At 69.1% G+C, this 21,967-nt stretch carries 17 protein-coding genes and 2 pseudogenes; 13 read left to right on the top strand and 6 right to left on the bottom strand.

The annotated features are described in order from the left end of the window. Positions 1-10: 10 nt before the first annotated feature. Positions 11-1,480: an MFS transporter gene (locus tag ACQEXA_RS53245; protein ID WP_361830599.1), complete on the bottom strand. Its 1,470-nt coding sequence runs from the start codon at positions 1,478-1,480 to the stop codon at positions 11-13. Between the two features lie 140 nt (positions 1,481-1,620). Between ACQEXA_RS53245 and ACQEXA_RS53240 the strand changes: the two genes are divergently transcribed. The 9 genes and pseudogenes from ACQEXA_RS53240 to ACQEXA_RS53200 all read left to right on the top strand — a co-directional run bounded on the left by ACQEXA_RS53240 (position 1,621) and on the right by ACQEXA_RS53200 (position 9,898). Next, on the top strand, positions 1,621-2,217 hold the full coding sequence (locus ACQEXA_RS53240; RefSeq protein WP_432921833.1) for a TetR/AcrR family transcriptional regulator: 597 nt from the start codon (positions 1,621-1,623) through the stop codon (positions 2,215-2,217). Between the two features lie 149 nt (positions 2,218-2,366). Beyond that, positions 2,367-2,478, top strand: a pseudogene (locus tag ACQEXA_RS53235) (methyltransferase domain-containing protein); the annotation flags it as partial. 378 nt (positions 2,479-2,856) lie between these two features. After that, positions 2,857-3,396 (top strand): GNAT family N-acetyltransferase, encoded by a 540-nt coding sequence (locus tag ACQEXA_RS53230; RefSeq protein WP_432921836.1) that lies wholly within the window; start codon positions 2,857-2,859, stop codon positions 3,394-3,396. A 168-nt stretch (positions 3,397-3,564) separates the two neighbouring features. Next, positions 3,565-4,278 carry a hypothetical protein gene (locus ACQEXA_RS53225; protein WP_432921839.1) on the top strand — a complete coding sequence of 238 codons (714 nt, stop codon included), beginning with the start codon at positions 3,565-3,567 and terminating at the stop codon, positions 4,276-4,278. A 172-nt stretch (positions 4,279-4,450) separates the two neighbouring features. Further along, positions 4,451-5,389, top strand: a pseudogene (locus tag ACQEXA_RS53220) (transposase domain-containing protein); the annotation flags it as partial. Positions 5,390-6,063: 674 nt separating this feature from the next. Continuing rightward, complete coding sequence (gene ltrA / locus ACQEXA_RS53215) at positions 6,064-7,857, top strand: group II intron reverse transcriptase/maturase (protein ID WP_433133686.1); 1,794 nt, start codon at positions 6,064-6,066, stop codon at positions 7,855-7,857. Between the two features lie 144 nt (positions 7,858-8,001). Next, complete coding sequence (locus ACQEXA_RS53210) at positions 8,002-8,571, top strand: hypothetical protein (RefSeq protein WP_432921851.1); 570 nt, start codon at positions 8,002-8,004, stop codon at positions 8,569-8,571. Positions 8,572-8,608: 37 nt separating this feature from the next. Beyond that, the gene (locus tag ACQEXA_RS53205) at positions 8,609-8,779 is read left to right on the top strand and encodes an integrase core domain-containing protein (RefSeq protein WP_432921854.1); all 171 of its coding nucleotides are present in this window, start codon (positions 8,609-8,611) and stop codon (positions 8,777-8,779) included. 291 nt (positions 8,780-9,070) lie between these two features. Further along, complete coding sequence (locus tag ACQEXA_RS53200; protein ID WP_433133684.1) at positions 9,071-9,898, top strand: alpha/beta fold hydrolase; 828 nt, start codon at positions 9,071-9,073, stop codon at positions 9,896-9,898. A gap of 28 nt (positions 9,899-9,926) precedes the next feature. Here ACQEXA_RS53200 and ACQEXA_RS53195 read toward each other — a convergent pair whose 3' ends face one another. The 5 genes from ACQEXA_RS53195 to benA all read right to left on the bottom strand — a co-directional run bounded on the left by ACQEXA_RS53195 (position 9,927) and on the right by benA (position 18,488). After that, a complete protein-coding gene (locus tag ACQEXA_RS53195; RefSeq protein ID WP_433133682.1) occupies positions 9,927-11,153 on the bottom strand; it encodes a benzoate/H(+) symporter BenE family transporter in 1,227 nt (408 codons plus the stop codon). Next, complete coding sequence (locus ACQEXA_RS53190) at positions 11,150-13,813, bottom strand: LuxR C-terminal-related transcriptional regulator (RefSeq protein ID WP_433133680.1); 2,664 nt, start codon at positions 13,811-13,813, stop codon at positions 11,150-11,152. The genes ACQEXA_RS53195 and ACQEXA_RS53190 overlap by 4 nt, the downstream gene beginning before the upstream one ends. Before the next feature lie 62 nt (positions 13,814-13,875). Continuing rightward, the gene (gene benC / locus ACQEXA_RS53185) at positions 13,876-16,572 is read right to left on the bottom strand and encodes a benzoate 1,2-dioxygenase electron transfer component BenC (protein WP_432921865.1); all 2,697 of its coding nucleotides are present in this window, start codon (positions 16,570-16,572) and stop codon (positions 13,876-13,878) included. A 7-nt stretch (positions 16,573-16,579) separates the two neighbouring features. Then, the gene (benB, locus tag ACQEXA_RS53180) at positions 16,580-17,110 is read right to left on the bottom strand and encodes a benzoate 1,2-dioxygenase small subunit (RefSeq protein ID WP_432921868.1); all 531 of its coding nucleotides are present in this window, start codon (positions 17,108-17,110) and stop codon (positions 16,580-16,582) included. Between the two features lies 1 nt (position 17,111). Next, on the bottom strand, positions 17,112-18,488 hold the full coding sequence (gene benA / locus ACQEXA_RS53175; protein WP_432921871.1) for a benzoate 1,2-dioxygenase large subunit: 1,377 nt from the start codon (positions 18,486-18,488) through the stop codon (positions 17,112-17,114). A 237-nt stretch (positions 18,489-18,725) separates the two neighbouring features. On the opposite strand from benA, the gene ACQEXA_RS53170 reads away from it, so the two are divergent. Genes ACQEXA_RS53170 through catC form a run of 4 tightly spaced genes read left to right on the top strand, consistent with a single transcriptional unit; the run spans position 18,726 to position 21,934 of the window. Continuing rightward, a complete protein-coding gene (locus ACQEXA_RS53170) occupies positions 18,726-19,634 on the top strand; it encodes a LysR substrate-binding domain-containing protein (protein WP_432921874.1) in 909 nt (302 codons plus the stop codon). Further along, positions 19,631-20,740, top strand: a complete 1,110-nt coding sequence (locus ACQEXA_RS53165; RefSeq protein WP_433133678.1) for a mandelate racemase/muconate lactonizing enzyme family protein — start codon at positions 19,631-19,633, stop codon at positions 20,738-20,740. The genes ACQEXA_RS53170 and ACQEXA_RS53165 overlap by 4 nt, the downstream gene beginning before the upstream one ends. Before the next feature lie 51 nt (positions 20,741-20,791). Then, positions 20,792-21,652, top strand: a complete 861-nt coding sequence (gene catA / locus ACQEXA_RS53160) for a catechol 1,2-dioxygenase (protein ID WP_432921880.1) — start codon at positions 20,792-20,794, stop codon at positions 21,650-21,652. After that, entirely contained in the window at positions 21,653-21,934 is a 282-nt protein-coding gene (gene catC / locus ACQEXA_RS53155) for a muconolactone Delta-isomerase (RefSeq protein WP_432921883.1), read from the top strand. Positions 21,935-21,967: the final 33 nt, after the last annotated feature.

Below are 21,967 nucleotides of genomic sequence, written 5' to 3'. Positions count from 1 at the left end.
GCCGGGGCGCTCAAGCGCCGGCCGTCTGTGCGTGCCGGCGTGCGTTGAGGCCGAGGGCGGCGATTGCGCTGGCGAGGGCGAGCGCGGTGGCGGTCCACCAGGAGATGGCGTAGCCGTGGTGCGGGTCGGAGTTGGGCAGAGCGAGGAAGATGACGAGAAGGCTCACACCGAGGACCGAGCCGATCTGGCTGCCCATGTTGACCACGGCGCTGCCGGTGGCTGCTTGGTGCGGGGGAAGGTCGCGGGTCGCGGAGGAGAACATGGTGGGCAGCGCCAGACCCATTCCGAAGCCTCCGATGAGCCAGCCGGGGAGGATACCGGAGGCGTAATGGATGGCGTGCCCGCCGGTGGAGACGGTGATCAGGGCGATGCCGGCACCCGAGAGCAGGGCGCCGACTGCGGCGATGGTGCCGACGGGCAGCCGGTGGGCAAGTCGCGCGGCCAGCAGGGAGGCAACGAACACCATGCCTGGTCCGGGTGCCACCGCGAACCCCGTCTTGACCACCGACCAGTCGCCCTGCTGCTCCAGCCACTGGATGACGCCCAGCAGTTGGAGTGTGAACGAGGCGTAGAACAGGACGACCGCCGCATTCGCCGAGGAGAACACCACGTTCCGGAAGATGCTGAGTTCCACAATCGGCACGTGCGCGCGGGACGAGCGGACGACGAACGCCATGAGCGACACCGCGGCCAGGATCAGGCTGCCGAGCGTGGACGCCGCACCCCAGCCCCAATCCGGGGCCTTCACCAGCCCGACGGCGAGGGCTCCGACGGCGAGGATGATCAGCAATCCGCCAAGCAGGTCAGGGATGCGGGTGGCAAGGTCGTGGCGGACGTTGGGGATCAGGGGGATCGCCATGGCGATGGCGGCCACGCAGAGGGGGATGTTGATGAGGAAGATCCACTGCCAGGCCGCGTTCGCCAGGAGACCCCCGGCCGCGGGGCCGGCCGCGGCGGCGAGTGACCCGCTGGCCGCCCAGATCTGAACGTACTTGTGCACCTTCGCAGGCGGGGCCGTCGCAAGGACCAAGCCAAGGCTGGCGGGGGTGAGCACCGCCGCCCCGGCGGCCTGGATGACGCGGAACACAACGAGGAGCCATAGATTCCCCGACAGCGCCGCACCCAGGCTGGCGGCGGCGAACAAGCCGAGGCCGAGGATGAAGGCGCCCTTGCGCCCGTAGCGGTCTGCCAGTCGGCCCGCGGGGACCAGCAACGCAGCGAAGACGATGGCGTATGCGTTCAGGATCCAGCTCAGGTCCGACAGGTCGCGTGTGCCGATCCCACGCCCGATCGGGTCGAGGGCGACGTTGACGATCAGCAGGTCGAGCGAGGCAAGGAAGGTCGCCGTCGCCAGCAGCGCCAGGACGAGCCCAGGCCTGCCAACGCTCGGTCCCGGTGCGCCAGAGGGGGCCGCGGAGGTTGTGTCCTGGCCTGGAGGGGAATGGACGAGGGTCTGGTCGGGCGGAAGGCCGTCAGGCATGGCTCCTCTTTTCACCGGGTCTGTGGTGGGTGCTCGACATCCGTGGCGTCGACACACGGGGCATAAGTAAACGGAAACGTTTACCTAGGGAGCGTAGCACGCCACACCCGGCTAAGTGGCCGCGCGCGTATACTTACGGCATGATTCAGGAGCCGGAGGTCCGTCGCCGGGGCAGGGCGGCACGCGAGCGCATCCTTACGGCGGCGGCGACGCTGTTCGAGAGACAGGGGATCAACCCCACCGGCATGGAGCAGGTCGCGGCGGCAGCGCCCGTGTCCAAGCGAACCCTGTACAGCCATTTCCCGACCAAGGACGACCTCGTCGTGGGCTACCTCAGGCACCTCGAAGAAGCCGGGCTGACTCTCGAAAGCATCCTCGAACGCCAGGACCTCTCACCGCGGGACCGACTGCTCGCGCTGTTCTCCGCCCCCGTCGAGGTGAGCGGCCCGATCCGGGGCTGTCCCTTCATCGACGCCGCCGCCGAGTTCCCTGACCCCAGCAGCCCTGTCCACAGGTACGCGAGCGAACGGAAGGCGCGTCTCGCGCAGCGCCTCGCCGAACTGGCACGAGAAGCCGGGGCCGTCAACGCCGACATCCTTGGTGAACAACTCGCCATCCTTTCGGACGGCGCCTCGAGCCGGGCGATGGTCCTCAACGACGCCCGGTGCACGAGCTACGCCAGAATCGCGGCCGAAGCACTACTCGACGCGGCCACCACCGTGTCGGCACCCACCTAGCCAAGAGCCATCACGTAATGCGGGTCGGGGCCTACTGCCCCGCCAGGGGTGCCTGTTTACGGGATGTCGATCTTGAGGTTGTGGAGTGCGGCGACGCCAGCGACGGCGTGGTTGACCGCCTCACCCCGGCGCCTGCATTGGCGACCCGCGGGCGGCTCGCCATGGGTGAGCCGGACTGGGACACCCTGACCGTCGACCATCCGGACAGCGACCTTTCGCGCGCCTACACCCGGTGCGTCACAGACAAAGTCGTCCGCAACTCCCGCCCCGCCGTCAGCAGGACGCCGCCACCCCGTATGCCGCGATGCCCAGTCAGCGGCGGTGACGTAGCCGAGTCGTAGTTGCCAGTCCGGCGACGACAACCCGCCGGGCACAGCTCCCGGCGGGCACGGACAGTGACCAACCCCGCTTGCACTCATCCCGAACTCGCGACACCTGAATACGCGCGCCCACCAGTATCAACCCCTGCTACTGCGGTCCTGTGAGATAGAACGTTCTGCCTTGACAGGGTCAGTCGGATACCTCTAATTGAGACCAAACGTTCTCCCTTGGATGGTTTGACATGCGTATCTGTATCCCGCCTCGCGTCCGACAGGAGAAAGAACCGACGGCTGCGATCGAGACCCGAAGGCACACCCCATGGATACCGTCGCCACCGGACTGACCTTCCGCGACGCCACTGACCCCGACGTCGACACCCTGGTGGCGCTGATCAACTCGGCCTACCGAGGGGAAGCCAGCCGGGCCGGGCGGACCAGCGAGGCGGGCATCCTCGAAGGGCAGCGGACGGATCCGGAGGGCGTGCTGGCCGTGATCAAGTCGCCCGACAGCAGGCTGCTGACGGTGGAGCGGGACGGTCGCGTGGTCGCCTGCTGCCAGCTCGAGCACCGCGGCGACCACGCCTACTTCGGCATGTTCGCGGTCAATCCCGCCCTGCAGGGCGGGGGTCTCGGCAAGCTGATCATCGCGGAGGCGGAGCGGCAGGCCCGCGAGACCTGGGGCGTCAAGGAGATGCACATGACGGTGATCTCCGTACGCGAGGACCTGATCGCCTGGTACGAGCGCCGCGACTACCGCCGTACGGGAAGCATGACTCCCTTCCCGTACGGCGACGAGCGCTTCGGCATCCCGCAGCGAGACGACCTGCAGCTCGAGCTGCTGGTCAAGGAGCTCGCGTAGGCGGCACGCTTCCCCCTCGGAGCGGGGAAGCAGCGGACGGCCCGCGCACAGTGTGCGCGCCGAGGAACGCGACCTGTCCACCAGCAGCACGCTGACGTTCAGGTCCCATCCGACCAGATCACGCCGCCGATCAGGCCCTGGCCGACCCGGTCGGCGACCCGAAAGCAGTTGGCCCACCATGAAAGGAAGCCCTCCCATGACAGCCGCACCCATCGTGCTCGCCGCGACCCGCTCACCGGTCACGTCCGGCCGGTCCTGAACCTCGCCCGTCACCTCGTCGCCGCCGGACGTCGGGTCAGGGTCGTCAGCAGCAGCCGGTTCGCGCCGCAGGCCGAAGCGGCGGGGGCAGCGTTCGTCCCGCTGGCCGGAACGGCCGACTTCGACGACCGCCGCCTCGGTGAGCTGCAGCCGTGGCTGCACGAGCTGGCACCGGGCCCGGCGTTCCTGCAGACCATGTTCGGCTGGTTCACCGATATGGCGCCGGCGCAGAACGCCGTGCTGCAGGAGGTGTTGGCGGAGCAGCCGGACGCCGCCGTCGTCCACGAGGCCGCCTTCTACGGGACGTGGCCGCAGTTGCTGGGCGCGACCGGGATCCGACGGCGGCGCACCGTCGGCCTCGGGGTGTTCCCCCTGACCCTCAGCGGGGCCGAGCTGACCATGATGGGGCCTCCTCCCCCGCGCGCCGGGCTCGACGTGCGGGGAGCGGCTGCGGCGTTCAACGCCGAACTCGCGACGCAGCTCGCCGGCGCCACCGCGCACGCCCAGCAGGTCATGGCGGAGCTGGGCGCGACGGCCACGCTGCCGGTGATCAGCGACGCTCAGGTCCTGCTTCCCGACGTGTTCGCTCAGCTCACCGTGCCGTCCTTCGAGTACCGCGTATGACGACGCCCTCATGGAGTCGACGATCGGCCTGTACAAGCAATGCCGCGGAGTTAAGTCGTCCCGCATCACGTCAAGTTGATTAGCTTCCGGTCCAAGGCGACCACGAAGAACGGGACCTCTGTTACAGAGGTGAAGCCGACCAAGGTCTTCACTGCTCCGAGCGGAGGTCCCGTTGCCCGACCAGTCTGCCACCACGACGGTGACGCAGAGCATCACCGTCGCCTCGGGCATCTTCGCGCCCGGACATCTGGGGGAGCTCACGCAGCTTCTTCCCTTCGAACTGATCGACGATGTGCTGGAACACACCAGGGCGGTGCAGCGCAGGTTGCGCCTCATCCCCTCCCGCGTTGGGGTGTACTTCGTCCTGGCGATGTGCCTCTTCCCGGAAGCCGGATACCTGCGCGTCTGGAGCAACCTGATTGCCGGGGTGCGGACCCTGGCCTCGAGGGTCCCCTCGGAGAAGGCACTGCGCGAGGTACGCAGACGTCTGGGGACGGCTCCGTTCCAGGAGTTGTTCGAGACGGTGGCCGGCCCGCTCGCCCGCCCTTCGATGCCCGGAGTGAGCTACCGGCGATGGCGTACGGTCGCCTTCGACGGATGCAGCTCGCTGCAGGCTCCCGACACCTTCCGGATCCGTGAGGTGCTGGGAAAGACCCGCCGCCACCGAGGCGTGGAGGGATACCCACACGTCCGGCTGATGGCTCTGTGTGAGACCGGCACCCGCGGTCTGCTCGGGGCCGTGTTCGGGCCGACGAGCACGGGTGAGCCCGGATACGCCAGACGTCTGCTACCACTGCTGGACGAAAGCATGCTGTTGCTCACCGACCGGAACTTCTCCGGCGACGAGTTCTTGAACGAGGTCGCCGACACCGGCGCCCAGCTCCTGGCATGACTTACCTACCGCCGTCGCCCGGCTGTGATCTCCGTACTGCCGGACGGTTCCTACCTGACCCGGCTGCGCGGCCGCACCTTCCGGATCATCGAGGCCGAGGTGACGGCGAACTGCGCCGACGGGAGCCGCGCCACGGACCGATACCGGCTGGCGACGACGCTCCTGGACCACCAGACGGACCCGCCCGACCGACTGGTCGCGCTCTACCACGAGCGCTGGGGTGCGACACGAAGTCGCACGAGATTGAGTGAACTGCCTGACAGAGGATCGACTTGATGTCGACAGCGTAGTTCCGGGCCAGTGCTCAAGGCCCGTCCCCACTTCGACATGCGTCGCCGGTAACGGCGGGGTGTGAAGCTCGGAGGAGAAGCCCAAGGACTCTCGTTCCATCCGGGAGTTACAGGCAAAGGGGAAGACCGGACGGGTGAACGCAAGTGAACCCCTGATGATGCTTCGTAATCGTGACCCCCGCCGATGGGTTGTTCCAGCGGGGTGCAGGACTGGCCGTTGAGAAGCGGCAGGCGCCGGCTGAATCCCCATCGTCAGCCGGGAGAGCATCGCCGTCCCGGAGTTTAGGGGGCACCCACCCCGGTCGTATCTCACTCGTGTGGAACGTGGAAACCCCGTTGGGGTCCGGTGCCGGAGGGCGCCGGTCAGCCGACCGCAAGGAAGGCCCAACTCCCCAGCGGGAACAGGATGACCCAAGAAGCGAACGCCGGTGGCCGAAAGGCAACGGGAACCCGCGGCAGATGATCAGCACCTCTGCTGGTCGCCCCGGACAACCGGCCGGATACGGGCACTGCCCGGACCCGAAAGGGCGCTGACGTGGGCCAGGTGGGCCTGTGAGGAATCGATGACCATCAGCACCGGAACCGAAGGGCAAGTTGGACACCATGACGATACGAACAGTCGAGGCGCGAACCGCTTCGGATGTCGACGGCGTGGTGAACGGACCGGAGGGCGACTCCACCGATTGGCAGTCGATTGACTGGCAGCGCGCGGAGGAGGAAGTACGGCGGCTGAGGCAGCGGATCTTCACGGCGTCACAGGCAGGGGACCTCAAAAGGGTCCGTAATCTCCAGAAACTGATGCTCCGTTCCCGTTCCAACACGCTGGTGAGCGTGCGGCGGGTGACGGAGGTCAACGCTGGCCGCAAGACGGCAGGTGTCGATGGGCGGGTTGTCCTGCTGCCCCAGGGGAAGGCCGAGCTGGCCGACTGGTTGCAGCACCGGGTGACCCCCTGGAAGCCCTTGCCTGTCAGGCGGGTGTTCATCGACAAGGCCGATGGCCGCCAGCGCGGTCTGGGAATTCCCGTGATCATCGACCGGTGTCTTCAAGCCGTGTCGCTGAATGCGTTGGAGCCAGAATGGGAGGCACGGTTCGAGCCGAGATCCTATGGATTTCGGCCCGGCCGAGGCTGCCACGACGCGATAGGAGCGATCTTTCTGGCCGCCAAGGGCAAGGACCCGAAGCGGCAGTGGATCCTCGACGCGGACCTGGCAGCGGCGTTCGACCGAATCGACCATGATCGCCTACTGGCCGCCATCGGACAGTTCCCCGCCAGGGGACTGGTCGAGCAGTGGCTCAAGGCCGGAGTGATCGATCGCGGCTGCTTCGCCCCGACCGAGGAGGGGGTCCCGCAAGGCGGGATCATCTCCCCCGCGCTGATGAACGTGGCCTTGCACGGAATGGAAGAGGCCGCCGGAGTCCGCTACCGACCCACCGGTCCGCGTGCCGGTGAACTGGCAGTAGGCTCACCGACCTTGATCAGGTACGCCGACGACCTGGTGGTGCTCTGTCACAGTCATGTGGAAGCCCAACAGGTCAAGGAACGGCTCGCCGTGTGGCTGGCGCCCAGGGGGCTGGCCTTCAACGAGGACAAAACGCGCATCGCGCACCTCGCCGAAGGCTGCGACTTCCTGGGGTTCACCGTCCGCCGCTTCAACGGCAAGCTGCTGATCAAGCCGAGCAAGACGGCCGTGCGACGAATCCGGGCACGGCTCACCGCCGAAGTGCTGGCCCTTCGGGGACAGAACGCGGCAGCGGTGATCGCCAAGCTCAACCCGATCATCCGGGGTTGGGCTGCCTACTATCGGGGCGTAGTCTCCAGCAAGGTGTTCACCTCGCTGGACAACCACGTGTGGAAGCTGGTCTACAAGTGGGCCAGGCACACGCACCCGAACAAGCCGAGGGGCTGGGTGACAGCCCGGTACTTCGGCCGGTTCAACACCTCCAGGCAGGATCGGTGGGTATTCGGCGACCGGGAGACCGGCCGCTATCTCGCCAAGTTCGCCTGGACAAAGATCGTCAGGCATCAGCTGGTCATCAAGGGGGCGTCCGTGGACGACCCGGCGCTGACCGAGTACTGGGCCTCGCGGCGACGCAGGAACAAGCCCCCGCTGAGCCCGTCCTGGTTGCACCTGCTTCAGGGGCAGCACGGGCGGTGCCCTCTATGCGGAAGCCTTCTCCTGCATGCCGACCAGGAGCCGCAAAGCCCCCAGGAATGGGAGCAGTGGCTACGGGCGACCCGGACGGCGGTGCGCGGCAACGCGCTCACCCTCATCCCGGACGCAGGCCAGCCGGACGATCGTGTCGCCTTCCGACTGATTCACGTCCACTGCCACCGCTGGCGCGGTAGCCGTGGACCGGCAAATCTGGCTGCCCGTGGGCCTTCAGGGCCTGCTTGAGCCGGATGCGGTTAACGCCGCCCGTCCGGTTCTGAGGGGGGTGCGGCGCAGCAATGCGCCGCACCTACCTGACAGATCGAGGTGTCCTTCCTTGCGCTCAAGGACACACTGTTCGCCGGCCGGGTTCTGCGCTCGGGCGACCCGGTGGGCCTGCAGCAGGAACTGTGGGCGCTGCTGGTCGTCTACCAGAGCCTTCGTCGTGCCATGGTGGACGCGGTCGAGTTCCGGCCGGGCACCGACCCGGACCGCGCCAGCTTTACCGTTGCCCTCCGCGCGGCGGCAGAACAGGTGATCACCGCGCGGGCGGTTCTCGAATCCGCCGATGGCCATGGCGGCATCGCGCAGGCCGTACTCGATGCGCTGCTACCGCCGCGTCGGGCGCGCACCAGCGCCCGGCTCGTGAAATGCCCGATCTCGCAGTACACCGTGGTCTCCCAGGAACGTCCCAGGAAGAGCCAGCTGATCACCTCAATGCAGGTTGCCGTCCACCGGCGTGACGAGACCGAGCCCGATGACCTGGGCTTCAGGGAGCGCACCCTCCGTCTCTTGCGCACGGATCCCGGACGAGCGTGGCGCACCGTCGAGATCAGTAGGGCCCTCGGCATCACGGTGAGGGCGAAATACCGCAGTCTGTGCACACAGATCAACCAGTGGGCCGAGCAGACCATGCTGATCCGGGAAGGGCGAGGGAGATACCGGATCGCCCCCGAATGACTCGCCCCTGCCAACTGAAACTGATCAACTTGACGTGATGCGGGACGACTTAACTCCGCGGCATTGCCTGTACAAGACCGAGGTCATCAAACCGATGCGGCCCTGGAAGACGCTCTCACACGTCGAACTCGCCACCGCCGAGTGGGCCGACTGGTACAACCACCGCCGCCTCCACGGTGAGATACGGCACATCCCACCCGCCGAATAGGCGCCAACTACTACCGAGCAAGCACGAAACCCCAGCTCACAGCCACCAACTGAGGTCTCCAAAGAACCCGGGGCGCTTCGCTTTCGGTCCGGGTGGCTTCGTGTGGTTCTCCGAGGGCGGGAAGATGGAGCACGAGGCGACGGCTGACCAAGACGTCACCTTCGTCTTCACCCTCAACAATCCTTCGGCATCGAATTCTGTGCCGACCCACCCTCTAGGCTGGACGCCCCACACCGCCACCACCGAGGGCTACCCCGCCGTTTCGTGTGATCACCAGGAAGGTGCCCCACCGTGCCTGACGCCACCAGCCTTCCGCCCGCCGACCGCGAGGTCGCCCGCGTGGGCGGAGTGTTCTACGGCGACACCGGCGGCACGGGCGACGGCTCCGGCATGCCAGTGGTGCTACTGCACGGCTTCCTGTTCGACCAGAGCATGTGGCGTGCTCAGGTCGCGGCGTTGAGCGCGCGCGGTCATCGGGTCATCACCGTCGACCTCCCCGGCTTCGGCGCCAGCGCCGTACCAGAGGAGCCGGCGACGATGTCGACCTACAGCACCGCGGTCGCGGCGATCATCGACCAACTGGCGCTGCCGCCGGTCGCCCTGGTCGGCTACTCCATGGGAGGCCAGGTCACGCTGGACACGTACGCCGCCCGCCCCGATCTGGTCGCACGCGTGGTCCTGGTCGACACCGTGGCGCACACCGACCTGCCCGAGGTCGCCCAGGGGCGCCGGGATCTGGCGGCCCGGCTCGAGCGTGAGGGCGTCCGCCAGTACGCCGAGGAGTTCCTGCCGCAGCTACTGCGCCTCGACGGCGCTTCCGCGGCGACGGTCAGCCACGCGCGCACCATGATGCAGGCCGCCAACCCGGTCGGGGCCGCCCGAGCGTTGCGTGCCCGCGCCGACCGCCCGGACTACGGACCGGTCCTCGACGCCTGCCCCTTCCCGGTGCTCATCGTGGTCGGCGAACACGACCACTTCGACCAGGGACGCTTCGGTGCCGGGATGGCCGAACGGGCGCCCTACGGCACGCTCGAGGTGGTCGCTGGTGTCGGCCACACGCCGCCCCTCGAAGCGCCCGACGTCTTCACCGGCCTGCTCGCGCGCTTCCTCGGCAACTGAGGCGGCGCCACCAGCGACACAAGGCCGCTCAGTCGGCGACCGTCGCCTGGCCACGAACGCGCCACTCCCGCTCCAGCACGAGGCTCACCGCCGCTCCGACCAGCAGCCCCCAGAACGCTGCACCGATGTGCCACACGGTGATGTCAGAGACCGTGACAAGGAACGTTACCAGCGCCCCGGTGGTGTAGGAGCCGACGAACGCCGCCTGGAACGCTCCTTGGAGCGGCTTGAGCATCGCCAGGCCACCCAGCGCCGCGACGTACGCCGCGGGCATGGTCGTGATGACCCGGACCATGCCAGGGGCGAGGAGACCGAACCCGATCGCGAGCACCCCGCACCAGATCGCCGCCGCGTAGTGGCGACGTGGCTCGCCCGAGGCGGTGACGAGAGCATTGGTCGGCCCTGCCAGACACGTCGAGGCGCCGCCGAACGGCGCGCTGAGGAGTGATGTCACGCCGCAGACGGCGGTGACCTGGTTCATCCGCGGCTCGTGTCCGACACCGCGCAGCACCGCCATCCCCTGCCCGTTCTGCACCAGAAGGACGGTGACCAGCAGCGGAATGGTGAGCTCGACGAAGGCCGAGCCGGTGAACCTCGGAGTCGTCCAGACCGGGTGCACCAGCCAGCGGCCGGAGAGACCGACGCCCGTGTGATCGCCGAGCAAGACGGCGACGGCACCGACCGCCAGCGCCACCAGGACAGCGGGCAGCCACCGAGCCAGACGCGGCACCGCGCTGACCACGATGAAGGCGATCACCATCGGCCCGGCCACAGCGAGGTCGGTGTCGACGGCCCGGACCAGATCAGTGCCGAAGCTCAGGAAGACCCCCGCCACCATTGCCATCACGATCGGCATCGGCAGCAGCCGCATCACGCGGTCGACCTGACCGCTCAGCCCCAGCAGCACGAGCAGCACCGCCGCCATACAGAAGCCGCCGACGACCTCGGGCCACGTCGTACCGGCGGACATCGCCTGCCCGACCACCACGGTGCCCGGAATGGTCCAGAAGTACACCAACGGCTGCCGGCTCCACCGCGACGCGACGATGGTGAGGACGCCGTTGAGACAGAACACAGCGCTCACCCAGGAGGCGACGACGGCGGCCGAGAGGCCGGCCGACTGGCCGACCGCCAGGATCACGGCCACCGGGCCGGTACAGGAGAAGAGGAACCCGACGAAGCCGTTGGCGAGCTCGAGGCGTCCGAAGGCACGCGGATGAGCCGCGACCGCGGCGGGCTGGAGGCGGGTGGTCACCGATGAGGCTCCTGGTGTTCGGCGGCGCGGGCCGCGAGCTCGGTCCGGCTGCGCAGGCCGTACTTCGCGTAGATACGGGTCAGGTGGAATTGCACGGTCTTCGGCGAGATGAACAGCCGCGCCGCAACCTCGCGGTTGGACAGCCCCGAGGCGACCATCTGGGCGACGGTCTCCTCCTGCGGAGTCAGCTCCCCGGGCGTCCGCGGGCCCTGTGGCGCGCGGACTCCGCCAGCTCGCAGCTCACGATCCGCGGCCTCGACGCGCGTCCGTGCACCGAGTGCATCCCAAAGGTCGCGGGCGGTGGCGAGCATGACCTCGGCATCGCGGCGCTGGCCGGCTCGCCGCAGAGTCTGCCCGTAGACGAAGGTGACGCGGGCCTGCTCGTAGCGCAGCGGCAATCCGTCGAGCTGGGCCAGGGCGGCGTCGAAGGATCCTCGGGCCTGGTCGAGCTCCCCTCGCGCCCCGTGCCACCGGCCGCGCGCAGCGGCAAGACGGGCTTGTGCGGAGTGGTGACTCTCCTCAGCCGCGCGCCGCTCATGCGGGGCGAGGAGCTGGTCCGCCTCGTCGAGACGCCCATCGGCGATGAGCGCTCCCGCCAGCGTGTCAGCCCACGGCCAGATGCCCGGCTCGGCGAGCGAGCTGCCGGGCCCGGCCTGGGCGAACGGCGCCAGGATGCGGCGTACGCCGGCGTAGTCGCTGCGTGCCTCAGCCAGGTGGGCGCGGGCCAGCAGCGTCGGCACCCGCATGATCTCGTACCCCTGAGCCTCGGCCTCGGCGGCACGGGCAGCCTCGGAAGCGGACTCCCACTCGCCCCGCAGCACATGGATCTCGGCAGCGGTCCACTCCAGCAGGGGCGTGACCAGCACGATCCCCGACCCCGCGGCCAGTAGGCGTCCGCGGGCGACCGAGGCCATGGCCAGGTCCCACTCGCCGGTCAGGAACTGCACTCGGGCGAGCCAGCCCAGAGCCCACAGCGAGATCCGTGTCGAGCCACCGAGAACCCACGGATCGGTGACGCCCTCAAGACGGCTGCGAGCCTCGTCCGGATCATCGATCAGGACGCCGAGCCAGCCGTGGCCCATCTGCACCCGCTGCGCCTGGGCGCCGTGACGTACCATGCTCGCCACGGCGCTGTATGCCGCCTGCGCCTCGGCGAACCGGCCGGACACGGCGAAGCCGAGCCCTCGGATGGCGGCCGCCTCGATGCCCGCGCCCGAGTCGGGCCCGGCCAGCTCGATGGCGCGATCGGCCCAGTCGATCAGGTCGGCGCCTCGGCATTGAGCCAGCGAGTGCAGCACATGTCGTTGCGCGATCAGCGCCGCGGTGGCCGGGTCCCGTGTCGCGTTGACGATCTCCCACGCCCGCCTGAGTCGCACCTCGGCCTCGTTGGCTCGACCCCGCACGATCGCGAGATACGCCAGCGCCGCATTACGCAGCGGGGTCTCCCGCATGCCTTCCACCGTCGAGACGAGTGCGCCCGCACCGGCACAGTCGCCTGCGGCAACGAGCGCGTCGACCGATCGGATCAGCCGTTCGTCCCTGGGCGCCGGGTCCGAGGTGAGTCTGCTGGCATCCCGGAACAGGTCCGCGGCCTGCGCCCAGGCTCCGTCCTCGCCACGCTGGATCGCCAGCACGGTGATCCGCTCGGCCAGATGGTCGTCGGGGACCGGCGTCGCGGCGGCCAGATGGCGCATCTGGGCGACCGGGTCGGTCACGATCTGCGCGGCACGTCGATGCGCCTCGGCCGCGTCACGCGCCCCCATGGTCTCCAGCACCGCCGTCGCGATCAAAGGTGTGCGCCACCGAGGCTCGTGGATCGGCCGGGGATCGATCAGGCCACTGCTGCGCAGGTCGTCGAGCGCGGCGAGCGGATCCTCGAGGGCACCCAGCGCCGCGGCGTGTCCGAGCTCCGCGCCCGGGCCCAGGACGGCGAGCGCCTCGGCGAGCGCGCGTCCCGCAGGCCCCGCATCAGCCAGGGCGCGCGTCACCTCGACACGGACGTACCCAGGCGCCGGCAGCTCCCGGTCGGGGCGGATCCACCGCGCCGGCGGCAGCTCGTCGAGCAGCGCGAGCGCGTCCCGTGGGTTCCCGTCGGTGTGACGCGTGAGCGCGGCCGCCATGCTCGGGGGGAGCACACGCCCACGCAGCGCGGCGAGCTCGACGATGGCCGACGCCTCCAGCCCTTCGATGCGGAGCGCGTCGTCGGCCAGGTCACTCAGCCGTGGCGCACCGTGCGTGGCCGAGAGCACGATCAGCACCGGTATCTCGGGGTGGCGGTGCCGTACCGAGCGGAGGGCATCGACCGAGAGGTCGTCGGCCACCTCGGCATCGTCGACAACGATCAGCGTGGGCTGCTCCACCAGCCCGGCTGCCAGGCGGTCGGCAGCGTGGCTGGGGTGGAGCGGGGGCTCCCGGCGCAGAAGCTGCCGCAGGACGGCACCCGCCTCGTGCCGTTCCCAGGCCACGGCCTGGGCATGGCGGGTCGGAGCGCCGGTCGTGCTGACGAACGCCCGGAGCAGCGCTGTCTTGCCGATCCCCCGGTCACCGAGGACGAGCACCGCTGCCGCTCCCGATGTGCGGGTGGCGACCAGTCGCTGCTCGAGCTCGGCGAGCTCGTGCTCGCGTCCGACACATCCGGCTCGTTCGATGATCACTGTCACCCTCTGGACGCAATGCCGTTGTTTTATGCCGTGTCCTTGGGATCAGACGATGAAGTCGCGGCTCATCCGAGGTCACCGCCCGCGACCGGCAGCACGGTCCCGGTGATGTAGGCGGCCTCGTCCGAGGCGAGGAAGCAGATCGCCGCGGCCTGCTCGTCCAGTGTCCCGTAGCGGTGCAGAAGCGACGACTCCAGGGTCTGGTCGATGTGAGCCTGGAACCACGCCTGCTCCACTGCGTTCGTGGGCTGAGGGGTGCCCCGGGAGATCCGTCGCGGCGGGGCGTCAGTGCCGCCGGGCGCCGTTGCCACGACGCGCACCCCCGCGTCGGCGTACTCCATGGCGAGCGAGGCGGTGATCGCGTTGATGCCGCCCTTCGCCGCGGAGTACGGGATCCGGTGGATGCCTCGGGTGGCCGCCGAGGAGACGTTGACGATCACGCCGTGGCCCGCTGCGACCATGGCGGGGAGCGCCGCGCGACAGGCGTAGAGCGTGGTCATCAGGGAGCGGGTGACCTCGGCATCGATCTCGGGGGCGGTGAACTCGACGAACGGCTTGAAGTTGATCGCGCCGCCGACGTTGTTGATCAGCACGTCGATCCGCCCGTACGCCGCCAGCGTCTCGCGCACCAGAGCGGCCGCACCGTCGTACTGCTCGAGGTCAGCGCAGACCGCGCGAGCAGGGACCCCCGTGGCGGCGAGGTCGGCGGTGACCTCGCGGACCAGCTCCGAGCGATCGACCAGCACCACCTGTCCGCCCTCGGCGCCGATCCGCCGGGCGACCGCCTCGCCGATTCCCTGGGCGGCGCCGGTCACGATGACAACCCTGCCTCTGAAGCGGCCGGGGGCGATGAACCGCGGCGTGGTGCTCGCGACGCGGTCGGACATCGCGCGGCGCATGGTCTGCTTGGACCGCTCGGCGTGCGCGGCGATCAGCGTCCGGGCCTGCCCGCGGTCGCCGGCCTCGAAGGCCGCGACGATGTCCAGGTGGTCCTGGGCACAACGGGGGTGGCACCAGGTCGCGTCGCGCAGCACCTCCTCCATCCGGGCCTTCACCCCCAGCGCCTGGTAGGCCTGCAGCAGATGGGCGTTGCCGGTCAGGGCGAGCAGGTAGTCGTGGAAAGCGGCGTTCGTCTCGGTGTAGCGGTGCGGGTCGGTGAACCGCGCACGCGCTGCGTCGACGTACGGCACCGTCGACTCGGCCAGGAGCCGGTAACCGGCCAGCTGCTGTGAGGTGAGCCGGCCGATGGTGAGTTCGAGCGCGCCGAGCTCCAGCGCCTCGCGCGCCTCGAAGAGGGCGTCGGAAGCCTGGATGTCGGGGTGCTCCTCCCCGATCTGGTAGCCGTCCTCGGCGATGGTGGTCGGGGCCTGCTCCTCGATCGCGGCGAAGACCTGCTGACCGGCCACCGTCCGCGCGTCCGCGTCCGGCAGGAGCGCGCCGTCGACGTCGAGCGCCGTCCGCGCCTGGTCCGCCGCGGCCCTGGCCGACGGCGGTGCGACCAACTGGCCGGCGATCCGCCGGACCGTGTCGTCAGGGCCGTCGGCAGGCACCGCCCCTGAGGCGCCGGTGGCCGCAAGGGGCGCCAGCGCCGTCGCCGTCGCCGGAAGGATCTCCTGGCCGGCGTGGCCGCGGGCGTCGGGCGAGAGCATCAGCTGCTCGCAGGGCGCGACGCCCACCGGCTCCGCGGCGCGCGGCGGGCTCGTCGCGGCGGTCGTGGCCGTCGCGGCCAGCGCGAACTTCTCGTAGTAGAAGCCGGACGGCTCGATGCCGGCCTCGGCCACGTGAGTACGCACCGACTCCACCATCGGGGGCGGGCCGCACAGATAGACGGCCGCGGCACCGTCGTGCAGATGATTAGGGCTGAGCAGCGCGGTCACATAGCCCTGGTTGCGGGCGGTGGTGGCCGGATCGGAGACGCAGTGGTCCCAGGTAAAGTGGGGCAGCGCGGCGGCCAGTTCGCGGAGCTCGTCGAGCTTGACCACGTCGGTGTCGGTGGACACGCCGTAGATGAGGTGGAGCGGGCGGGGCGAGTCCTCGAGGCGGAGCTTGCGCAGCATGGAGAGGATCGGCGCCAGGCCGGTGCCACCTGCAAGGAGCACCGCGGGACGGTCCGCCTCCCGCAGGAAGAACGAGCCGTGCGGACCGGTCAGGCTGAGCTGGTCGCCGACGGCGGCACGCTGGTCGAGCCATTCGGACATGACGCCGCCCGGGGTGAGCTTGACCAGGAAGGTCAGCCGCTCCTCGCTCGGCGCGTTGCTGAAGGAGTAGGACCGTGTGACGTCCGTGCCGGGCACGGCCACGTTGACGTACTGCCCGGGAAGAAAGGCGAGATCGGCCCGGTTCAGGAGGTCCACCGAGAGCTCGACCGTGGTGGCGCTGAGCCGGTCGATGCCCACGACGGTGCCGGTGTAGGCGGCGGCGCTGGTCTTGGCCACCTCGCTGGTGCTGTTGATCTGCAGCACGAGGTCGGTGCTCGGTCGCAGCTGGCACGGCAGCACATAGCGCTGTGCGGCCTCGTCGGCCGACAGAGCGTCGTCGATGTAGGTGCCGTGCTCGTACTCACCTGATTCGCAGAACGCCTTGCACGTTCCACAGGCACCGTCGCGGCAGTCGAGCGGGATGTTGATGCGCTGGCGGTACGACGCGTCCGCGACCGTCTGGTCCGCGCGACAGGTGATGAACCGGGTGACCCCGTCCTCGAAAGCGAGCGCGACCTGATGGGTCGCCGCCTCGCGGGATGCCTCGAGCCTGGTGGACGTCATGGGGACCTCAGAAGTGATACACGTCGACGACGTGGTGGATGTAGTCGTTCTTCAAGATCACGGTCTTGCGACGGATCAGCGGCTGCTCGCCGGAGAAGTCGATGGTGTAGAACGACGTGCCGTAGTACGGGTCGACGGTGTTGTAGCGGAAGTACATCGTGTGCCAGTTGAAGCGCACGTCGACCAAATCGCCGCGGCGCTCGATCACCTCGACGTTGCTGATGTTGTGCGAGGTCCGCGGCTCGGGGAGCGACGTCGCCGACGAGCGCTCGGTGCGGATGCGGAAGACCCGGTCCTCCAGACCGCCCTTGTTGGCGTAGTAGATCAGCGACATCTCGGTCTGCGGATCCTCGGTGAGCCGGTCGTCGTCGGCCCAGCAGGGCATCCAGTAGACGACGTCGTCGGCGTAGCAGGCCAGCCACTTCTCGAACTCGCGGTCGTCGAGGTAGCGGGCCTCGCGGTAGAGGAACTGCTCGATGGCGTTCTGCGTGATCAGCCTGGCCTCGGCGGGTGCGGATCCGGTCGTTGCGGTGGTCATCTCAGTTCTCCTCCTCGGCGGCGACGGCGGCGCGCATCGTCTCGAGCCAGTAGCTGTGCTGAACCGGGTAGAGGCCCTCGTCCTCGTTGCGCTTGCCGGCCGAGACGACGCCCGGCATGTCGAGCGCGGTCGCGACCTCGTCGGGGCCCGAGACCCAGTGCTCGGCGCCGCGGCTCATGTCGTTCCACGGGGCTGCGGTGGCGCGGAAGGTCAGCTGGCAGGAGCGGAACTCCTCGAGATCGTCCGGGGTCGCCATGCCGGAGGCGTTGAAGAAGTCCTCGTACTGCCGGATCCGCCAGGCCCGCGACTCGGCGCTCTCCCCCTTCGGGGCGATGCAGTAGATGGTGACCTCGGTCTTGTCCGGCGCGATCGGCCGGAAGTGGCGGATCTGGGTGGAGAACTGGTCCATCAGATACACGTTGGGATAGACGCAGAGGTTGCGGGAGCCCTTCACCATGAACTCGCCCTTGGCCTCGCCGTAGGTCTGCTTCAGCTCCTCCATCCGGTCCCACAGAGGTCGGTCCTGGGGGTTGGCCGCCCAGGTCCACAGGCACAGGTGGCCGTTCGGGTAGGACCAGTAGCCGCCTCCGGACTTGCCCCAGCTGCCGGCGTCCAGGGTCTTGGTGGCGTTCGTCGACTCGCCCGTGTTGCGGCGCGAGGTGGTGGCCGCGTAGTTCCAGTGCGTGGCGGTGACGTGGTAGCCGTCGGCACCGTTCTCGGCCTGGACCTTCCAGTTGCCGTCGTAGGTGTAGGTGGAGGAGCCCCGGAGCACCTCCAGGCCGTCCGGCGACTGGTCGACCAGCATGTCGATGACCTTCGTCGCGTCGCCCAGGTGCTCGGAGAGCTCCGCGACGTCGGGGTTGAGGCTGCCGAACAGGAAGCCCCGGTAGGAGTCGAAGCGGGCGACCTTGGTGAGGTTGTGCGAGCCGTCGGTGTCGAAGCTGTCCGGGTAGCCGGCGCCGTCCGGGTCCTTGACCTTGAGCAGGGTGCCGTCGTTGCGGAACGTCCAGCCGTGGAAGGGACAGGTCAGCGTGGTGCGGTTGTCGGTCTTCCTGCGGCACAGCATGGCGCCGCGGTGCGCACAGGCGTTGATCAGCAGGTGCAGCCGGCTGTCCTTGTCACGGGTGATCACGACGGGCTGCCGGCCCATGTACGTCGTGAAGTAGTCGCCCGGCTCGGGGACCTGGCTCTCGTGCGCGAGGTAGATCCAGTTGCCCTCGAAGATGTGCTTCATCTCCAGCTCGAAGAGCTCGTCATCGGTGAAGATCTGCCGGTTGGCGCGGATGACACCCGCCTCCCGGTCATCGACGACAGCCTGGTCCAACAACTCGCTGACGCGGCGGTACGGGCCGATGCGACGCTCCAGCATCTCGGTCATGGTGACCTCCAGGAAAATAGGTGGCATCGACTGGGTTGAAATCGACCGTCGCATCACTAGGGCGAGCGTCGTACCCGGTAAATGCCTAGTCCTGACCTAGCACTCGATTAATAAGCAGCCACTCTTAATCGAGTCGAAACATGTCTTTGCCCCCTATGGATTGCCCGACCTAGTGTGACGGGCACGACTTGGCGTCACTGGGACTCCAGCCGATCTGCCGACCTGAGGACGGGCGTCATGGACCTGCGGCACCTGCGCTACTTCACCGCCGTGGCCGAGACCTGCCACTTCGGGCGTGCCGCAGAGCGCCTCCACGTCGCCCAGCCCGCGCTCTCGCAGGCGATCCGTCAGCTGGAGGCCGAGCTCGGCGTCACGCTGTTCAACCGCACCACGCGACAGGTCTCGCTCACCCCTGCCGGTGAGTTCCTCCAGACCGAGGCGGCCCGCATCCTGGGCGCCCTGGACGACAGCCTGCGCGGCGTACGGCGGATCGCGGCCGGACGGCACGGCCTGCTGCGTCTGGGCCTGACCGGCACGTCGTCGTTCTCGCATCTGCCCCGGATCGCCCGGCTGCTCAAGCGCGAGCTGCCCGGTGTGGCGCTGGAGATCCACGCCGACCTGCTCACCTCCGAGCAGTGTGACGCGCTGCGCGCCGGCACGATCGACCTCGGCCTGCTCCGGCCGCCCGCGGCGGGTGAGGGCATCGAGCTGAGCCTGCTCGACGAAGAGCCGCTGGTCCTGGCCGTGCCCGCCGATCACCGTCTCGTGGCCGAGCCCATCATCGCGATGGCCGACCTGCGCACCGAGCCGTTCATCCTCTACGACGCTCGCCAGTCGGTGGTCAACGACGCGGTCACGCGCGCCTGCCGTACCGCCGGGTTCGTGCCCCACCGCGAGCACGCGGCACCCGGCACCTCCGTCCTGTTGGCGCTGGTGGCCGCCGGCCTCGGGGTCTCACTCGCCCCGGCCGGCGTCCGCTCCCTCCCCCTGGACGGCGTCGTCTTCCGCGATGTCGCAGACGCGGGCTCGGTGGGCCTCGCGCTGGGGCGCCGCGCCGACGAGGACAACCCGCTCGTCAACGCCGTCGTCGCACTGCTGACCGCCACGTCCGGCGCGGCCTCCGTCCCTACCGAGGAGCCTGCATGAAGATCGTCCGGGTCGAGGCGATCCCGTTCTCCATCCCCTACCTCAAGCCGCTGAAGTTCGCCTCCGGCGAGGTGCACGCGGCCGAGCACGTGCTCGTCCGGGTCCACACCGACGACGGGATCGTCGGCGTCGCCGAGGCGCCACCCCGGCCCTTCACCTACGGCGAGACCCAGCAGGGCATCGTGGCGGTCATCGAGAACGTCTTCGCCCCGCAGATCGTCGGCCTGACGCTCCTCCAGCGCGAGGTCGCCCACCAGCGGATGCGCCGCACGATCGGCAACCCCACCGCGAAGTCGGCGATCGACATGGCCATCTGGGACGCGCTCGGTCAGACCCTGGGCCAGTCGGTCAGCGACCTGCTCGGCGGCTACACCGACCGGATGCGGGTCAGCCACATGCTCGGCTTCGAGGAGCCGCAGAAGATGGTGGCCGAGGCCGAGCGGATGCGCTCCACGTACGGCATCACCACCTTCAAGGTGAAGGTGGGACGGCACCCGGTATCGCTCGACACCGCGGTGGTGCGCGCGCTGCGGGAGCGCTTCGGTGCCGAGGCGGAGCTGTACGTCGACGGCAACCGCGGCTGGTCGCCGGCGGAGTCGGCCGCAGCGATGCGCGAGATGGCCGACCTCGACCTGCTCTTCGCCGAGGAGCTCTGCCCCGCCGACGACGTCCTGGGCCGCCGCTGGCTGGTCGCTCGGACCGCGGTGCCCACGATCGCCGACGAGTCCGCGACCACGCCCGCCGAGGTCACCCGGGAGATCCTCGGGGGATCGGCGACGGCCGTCTCGATCAAGACGGCACGCACCGGGTTCACCGTCTCTCAGCGCGTGCACCACCTGGCCGAGGGGCTCGGCATCGAGGCCGTCATCGGCAACCAGATCGACGGCCAGCTCGGCACCGCGTGCGCAGTCACGTTCGCGGCGGCCTACCGACTGACTTCGCGCCGCGCCGGGGAGCTGTCCAACTTCCTCGACATGAGCGATGACCTGCTCGCCGAGCCGTTCCAGATCCGTGACGGCCACCTGAGCGTGCCGTCCGGCCCCGGCCTCGGCGTCACGATCGACCCCGACAAGCTCGCTCGCTACCGCACCGACGGTCGGGCCTGATCCACCACCGCCCCCCTGGGGCCGAGAAGAACAAGCGACAGGAGAAGCACCATGACCTCTGAGGTTGCTAGCGCCGCCGCCTCCGGCGCCAACGCCACCGCACGCTTCCAGAACGACAAGTCTCCCTACGAGGCGGTCAAGGACGTGCCGAAGGAGCGCGTCGACAAGCTCGCGCGCCGCGTGCTCGAGGCCGTCCACGCCACCATCCGCGAGGAGAACGTCACCTACGCCGAGTACAACGCTCTCAAGGCGTGGCTGATCCAGGTCGGGCTCGACGGCGAGTGGCCGCTCTTCCTGGACGTCTGGGTCGAGCACGTGGTCGAGGAGGTCGCCACCTCCGACCGCCAGGGCAACAAGGGCACCATCGAGGGCCCGTACTACGTCCCGAACTCGCCGGTGATCTCCGACGAGAAGGGTGTCGGCACCGTCCCGATGCGCGAGGGCGAGGGGGGCACGCCGCTCACCTGGACCGGCACCGTCACCGCGGTCGACGGCACCGCCCTGTCCGACGCGAAGGTCGAGATCTGGCACGCCGACGACGACGGCTTCTACAGCCTGTTCGCCCCCAACCTGCCGGAGTGGAACCTGCGTGGCACGAACCACGTCGGCCCCGACGGCTCCTTCGAGATCCACACCGTCCAGCCCGCGCCGTACCAGATTCCGACCGATGGTGCCTGCGGTGCGCTCATCGAGGCGGCCGGGTGGCACGCCTGGCGCCCGGCCCACATCCACGTCAAGGTCTCCGCTCCGGGCTACCAGCTGCTCACCGCGCAGCTCTACTTCCCCGGCGACGCCCACAACGACGACGACATCGCCTCGGCGGTGAAGCCGGAACTGCTGCTCGACCCGCAGCAGCAGGCCGGCGGCTCGGCGACCGTGGCGTACTCCTTCGTCCTCGACCCGGAGGCCTGAGTGCTCTTCCACGTGCGGATGGACGTGCAGATCCCGCACGACCTCGACCCCGAAGTCCGGGCTGCGACCGTCGACCGGGAGAAGGCGTACTCGCAGGAACTGCAGCGGGCCGGCAAGTGGCCCCACATATGGCGGATCGTCGGCGAGTACTCGAACTACTCGATCTTCGAGGTCGAGTCGGGCGACGAGCTCCACCAGATCCTGTCCGACCTGCCGCTGTTCCCCTACATGGACATCGCGGTGACGCCGCTGGCGACACACCCGTCCGACATCAACGGATAGCCGTCTGCCACCACGGGGCTGCTCGACCGGAAC

Origin of the sequence: Streptomyces sp. CA-106110, assembly GCF_050936285.1 — a bacterium.
Taxonomy (GTDB): Bacteria; Actinomycetota; Actinomycetes; order Streptomycetales; family Streptomycetaceae; genus Streptomyces.
The sequence above is the reverse complement of the archived record's forward strand: the minus strand, read 5'-3'. Positions and strand labels throughout refer to the sequence as shown.

Coding starts and splice junctions, on each gene's coding strand:
- ACQEXA_RS53245 (WP_361830599.1), bottom strand. CDS start 1,480: ATGCCTGACGGCCTTCCGCCCGACCAGACCCTCGTCCATTCCCCTCCA.
- ACQEXA_RS53240 (WP_432921833.1), top strand. CDS start 1,621: ATGATTCAGGAGCCGGAGGTCCGTCGCCGGGGCAGGGCGGCACGCGAG.
- ACQEXA_RS53230 (WP_432921836.1), top strand. CDS start 2,857: ATGGATACCGTCGCCACCGGACTGACCTTCCGCGACGCCACTGACCCC.
- ltrA (WP_433133686.1), top strand. CDS start 6,064: ATGACGATACGAACAGTCGAGGCGCGAACCGCTTCGGATGTCGACGGC.
- ACQEXA_RS53205 (WP_432921854.1), top strand. CDS start 8,609: ATGCGGGACGACTTAACTCCGCGGCATTGCCTGTACAAGACCGAGGTC.
- benC (WP_432921865.1), bottom strand. CDS start 16,572: ATGACGTCCACCAGGCTCGAGGCATCCCGCGAGGCGGCGACCCATCAG.
- benB (WP_432921868.1), bottom strand. CDS start 17,110: ATGACCACCGCAACGACCGGATCCGCACCCGCCGAGGCCAGGCTGATC.
- benA (WP_432921871.1), bottom strand. CDS start 18,488: ATGACCGAGATGCTGGAGCGTCGCATCGGCCCGTACCGCCGCGTCAGC.
- ACQEXA_RS53170 (WP_432921874.1), top strand. CDS start 18,726: ATGGACCTGCGGCACCTGCGCTACTTCACCGCCGTGGCCGAGACCTGC.
- ACQEXA_RS53165 (WP_433133678.1), top strand. CDS start 19,631: ATGAAGATCGTCCGGGTCGAGGCGATCCCGTTCTCCATCCCCTACCTC.
- catA (WP_432921880.1), top strand. CDS start 20,792: ATGACCTCTGAGGTTGCTAGCGCCGCCGCCTCCGGCGCCAACGCCACC.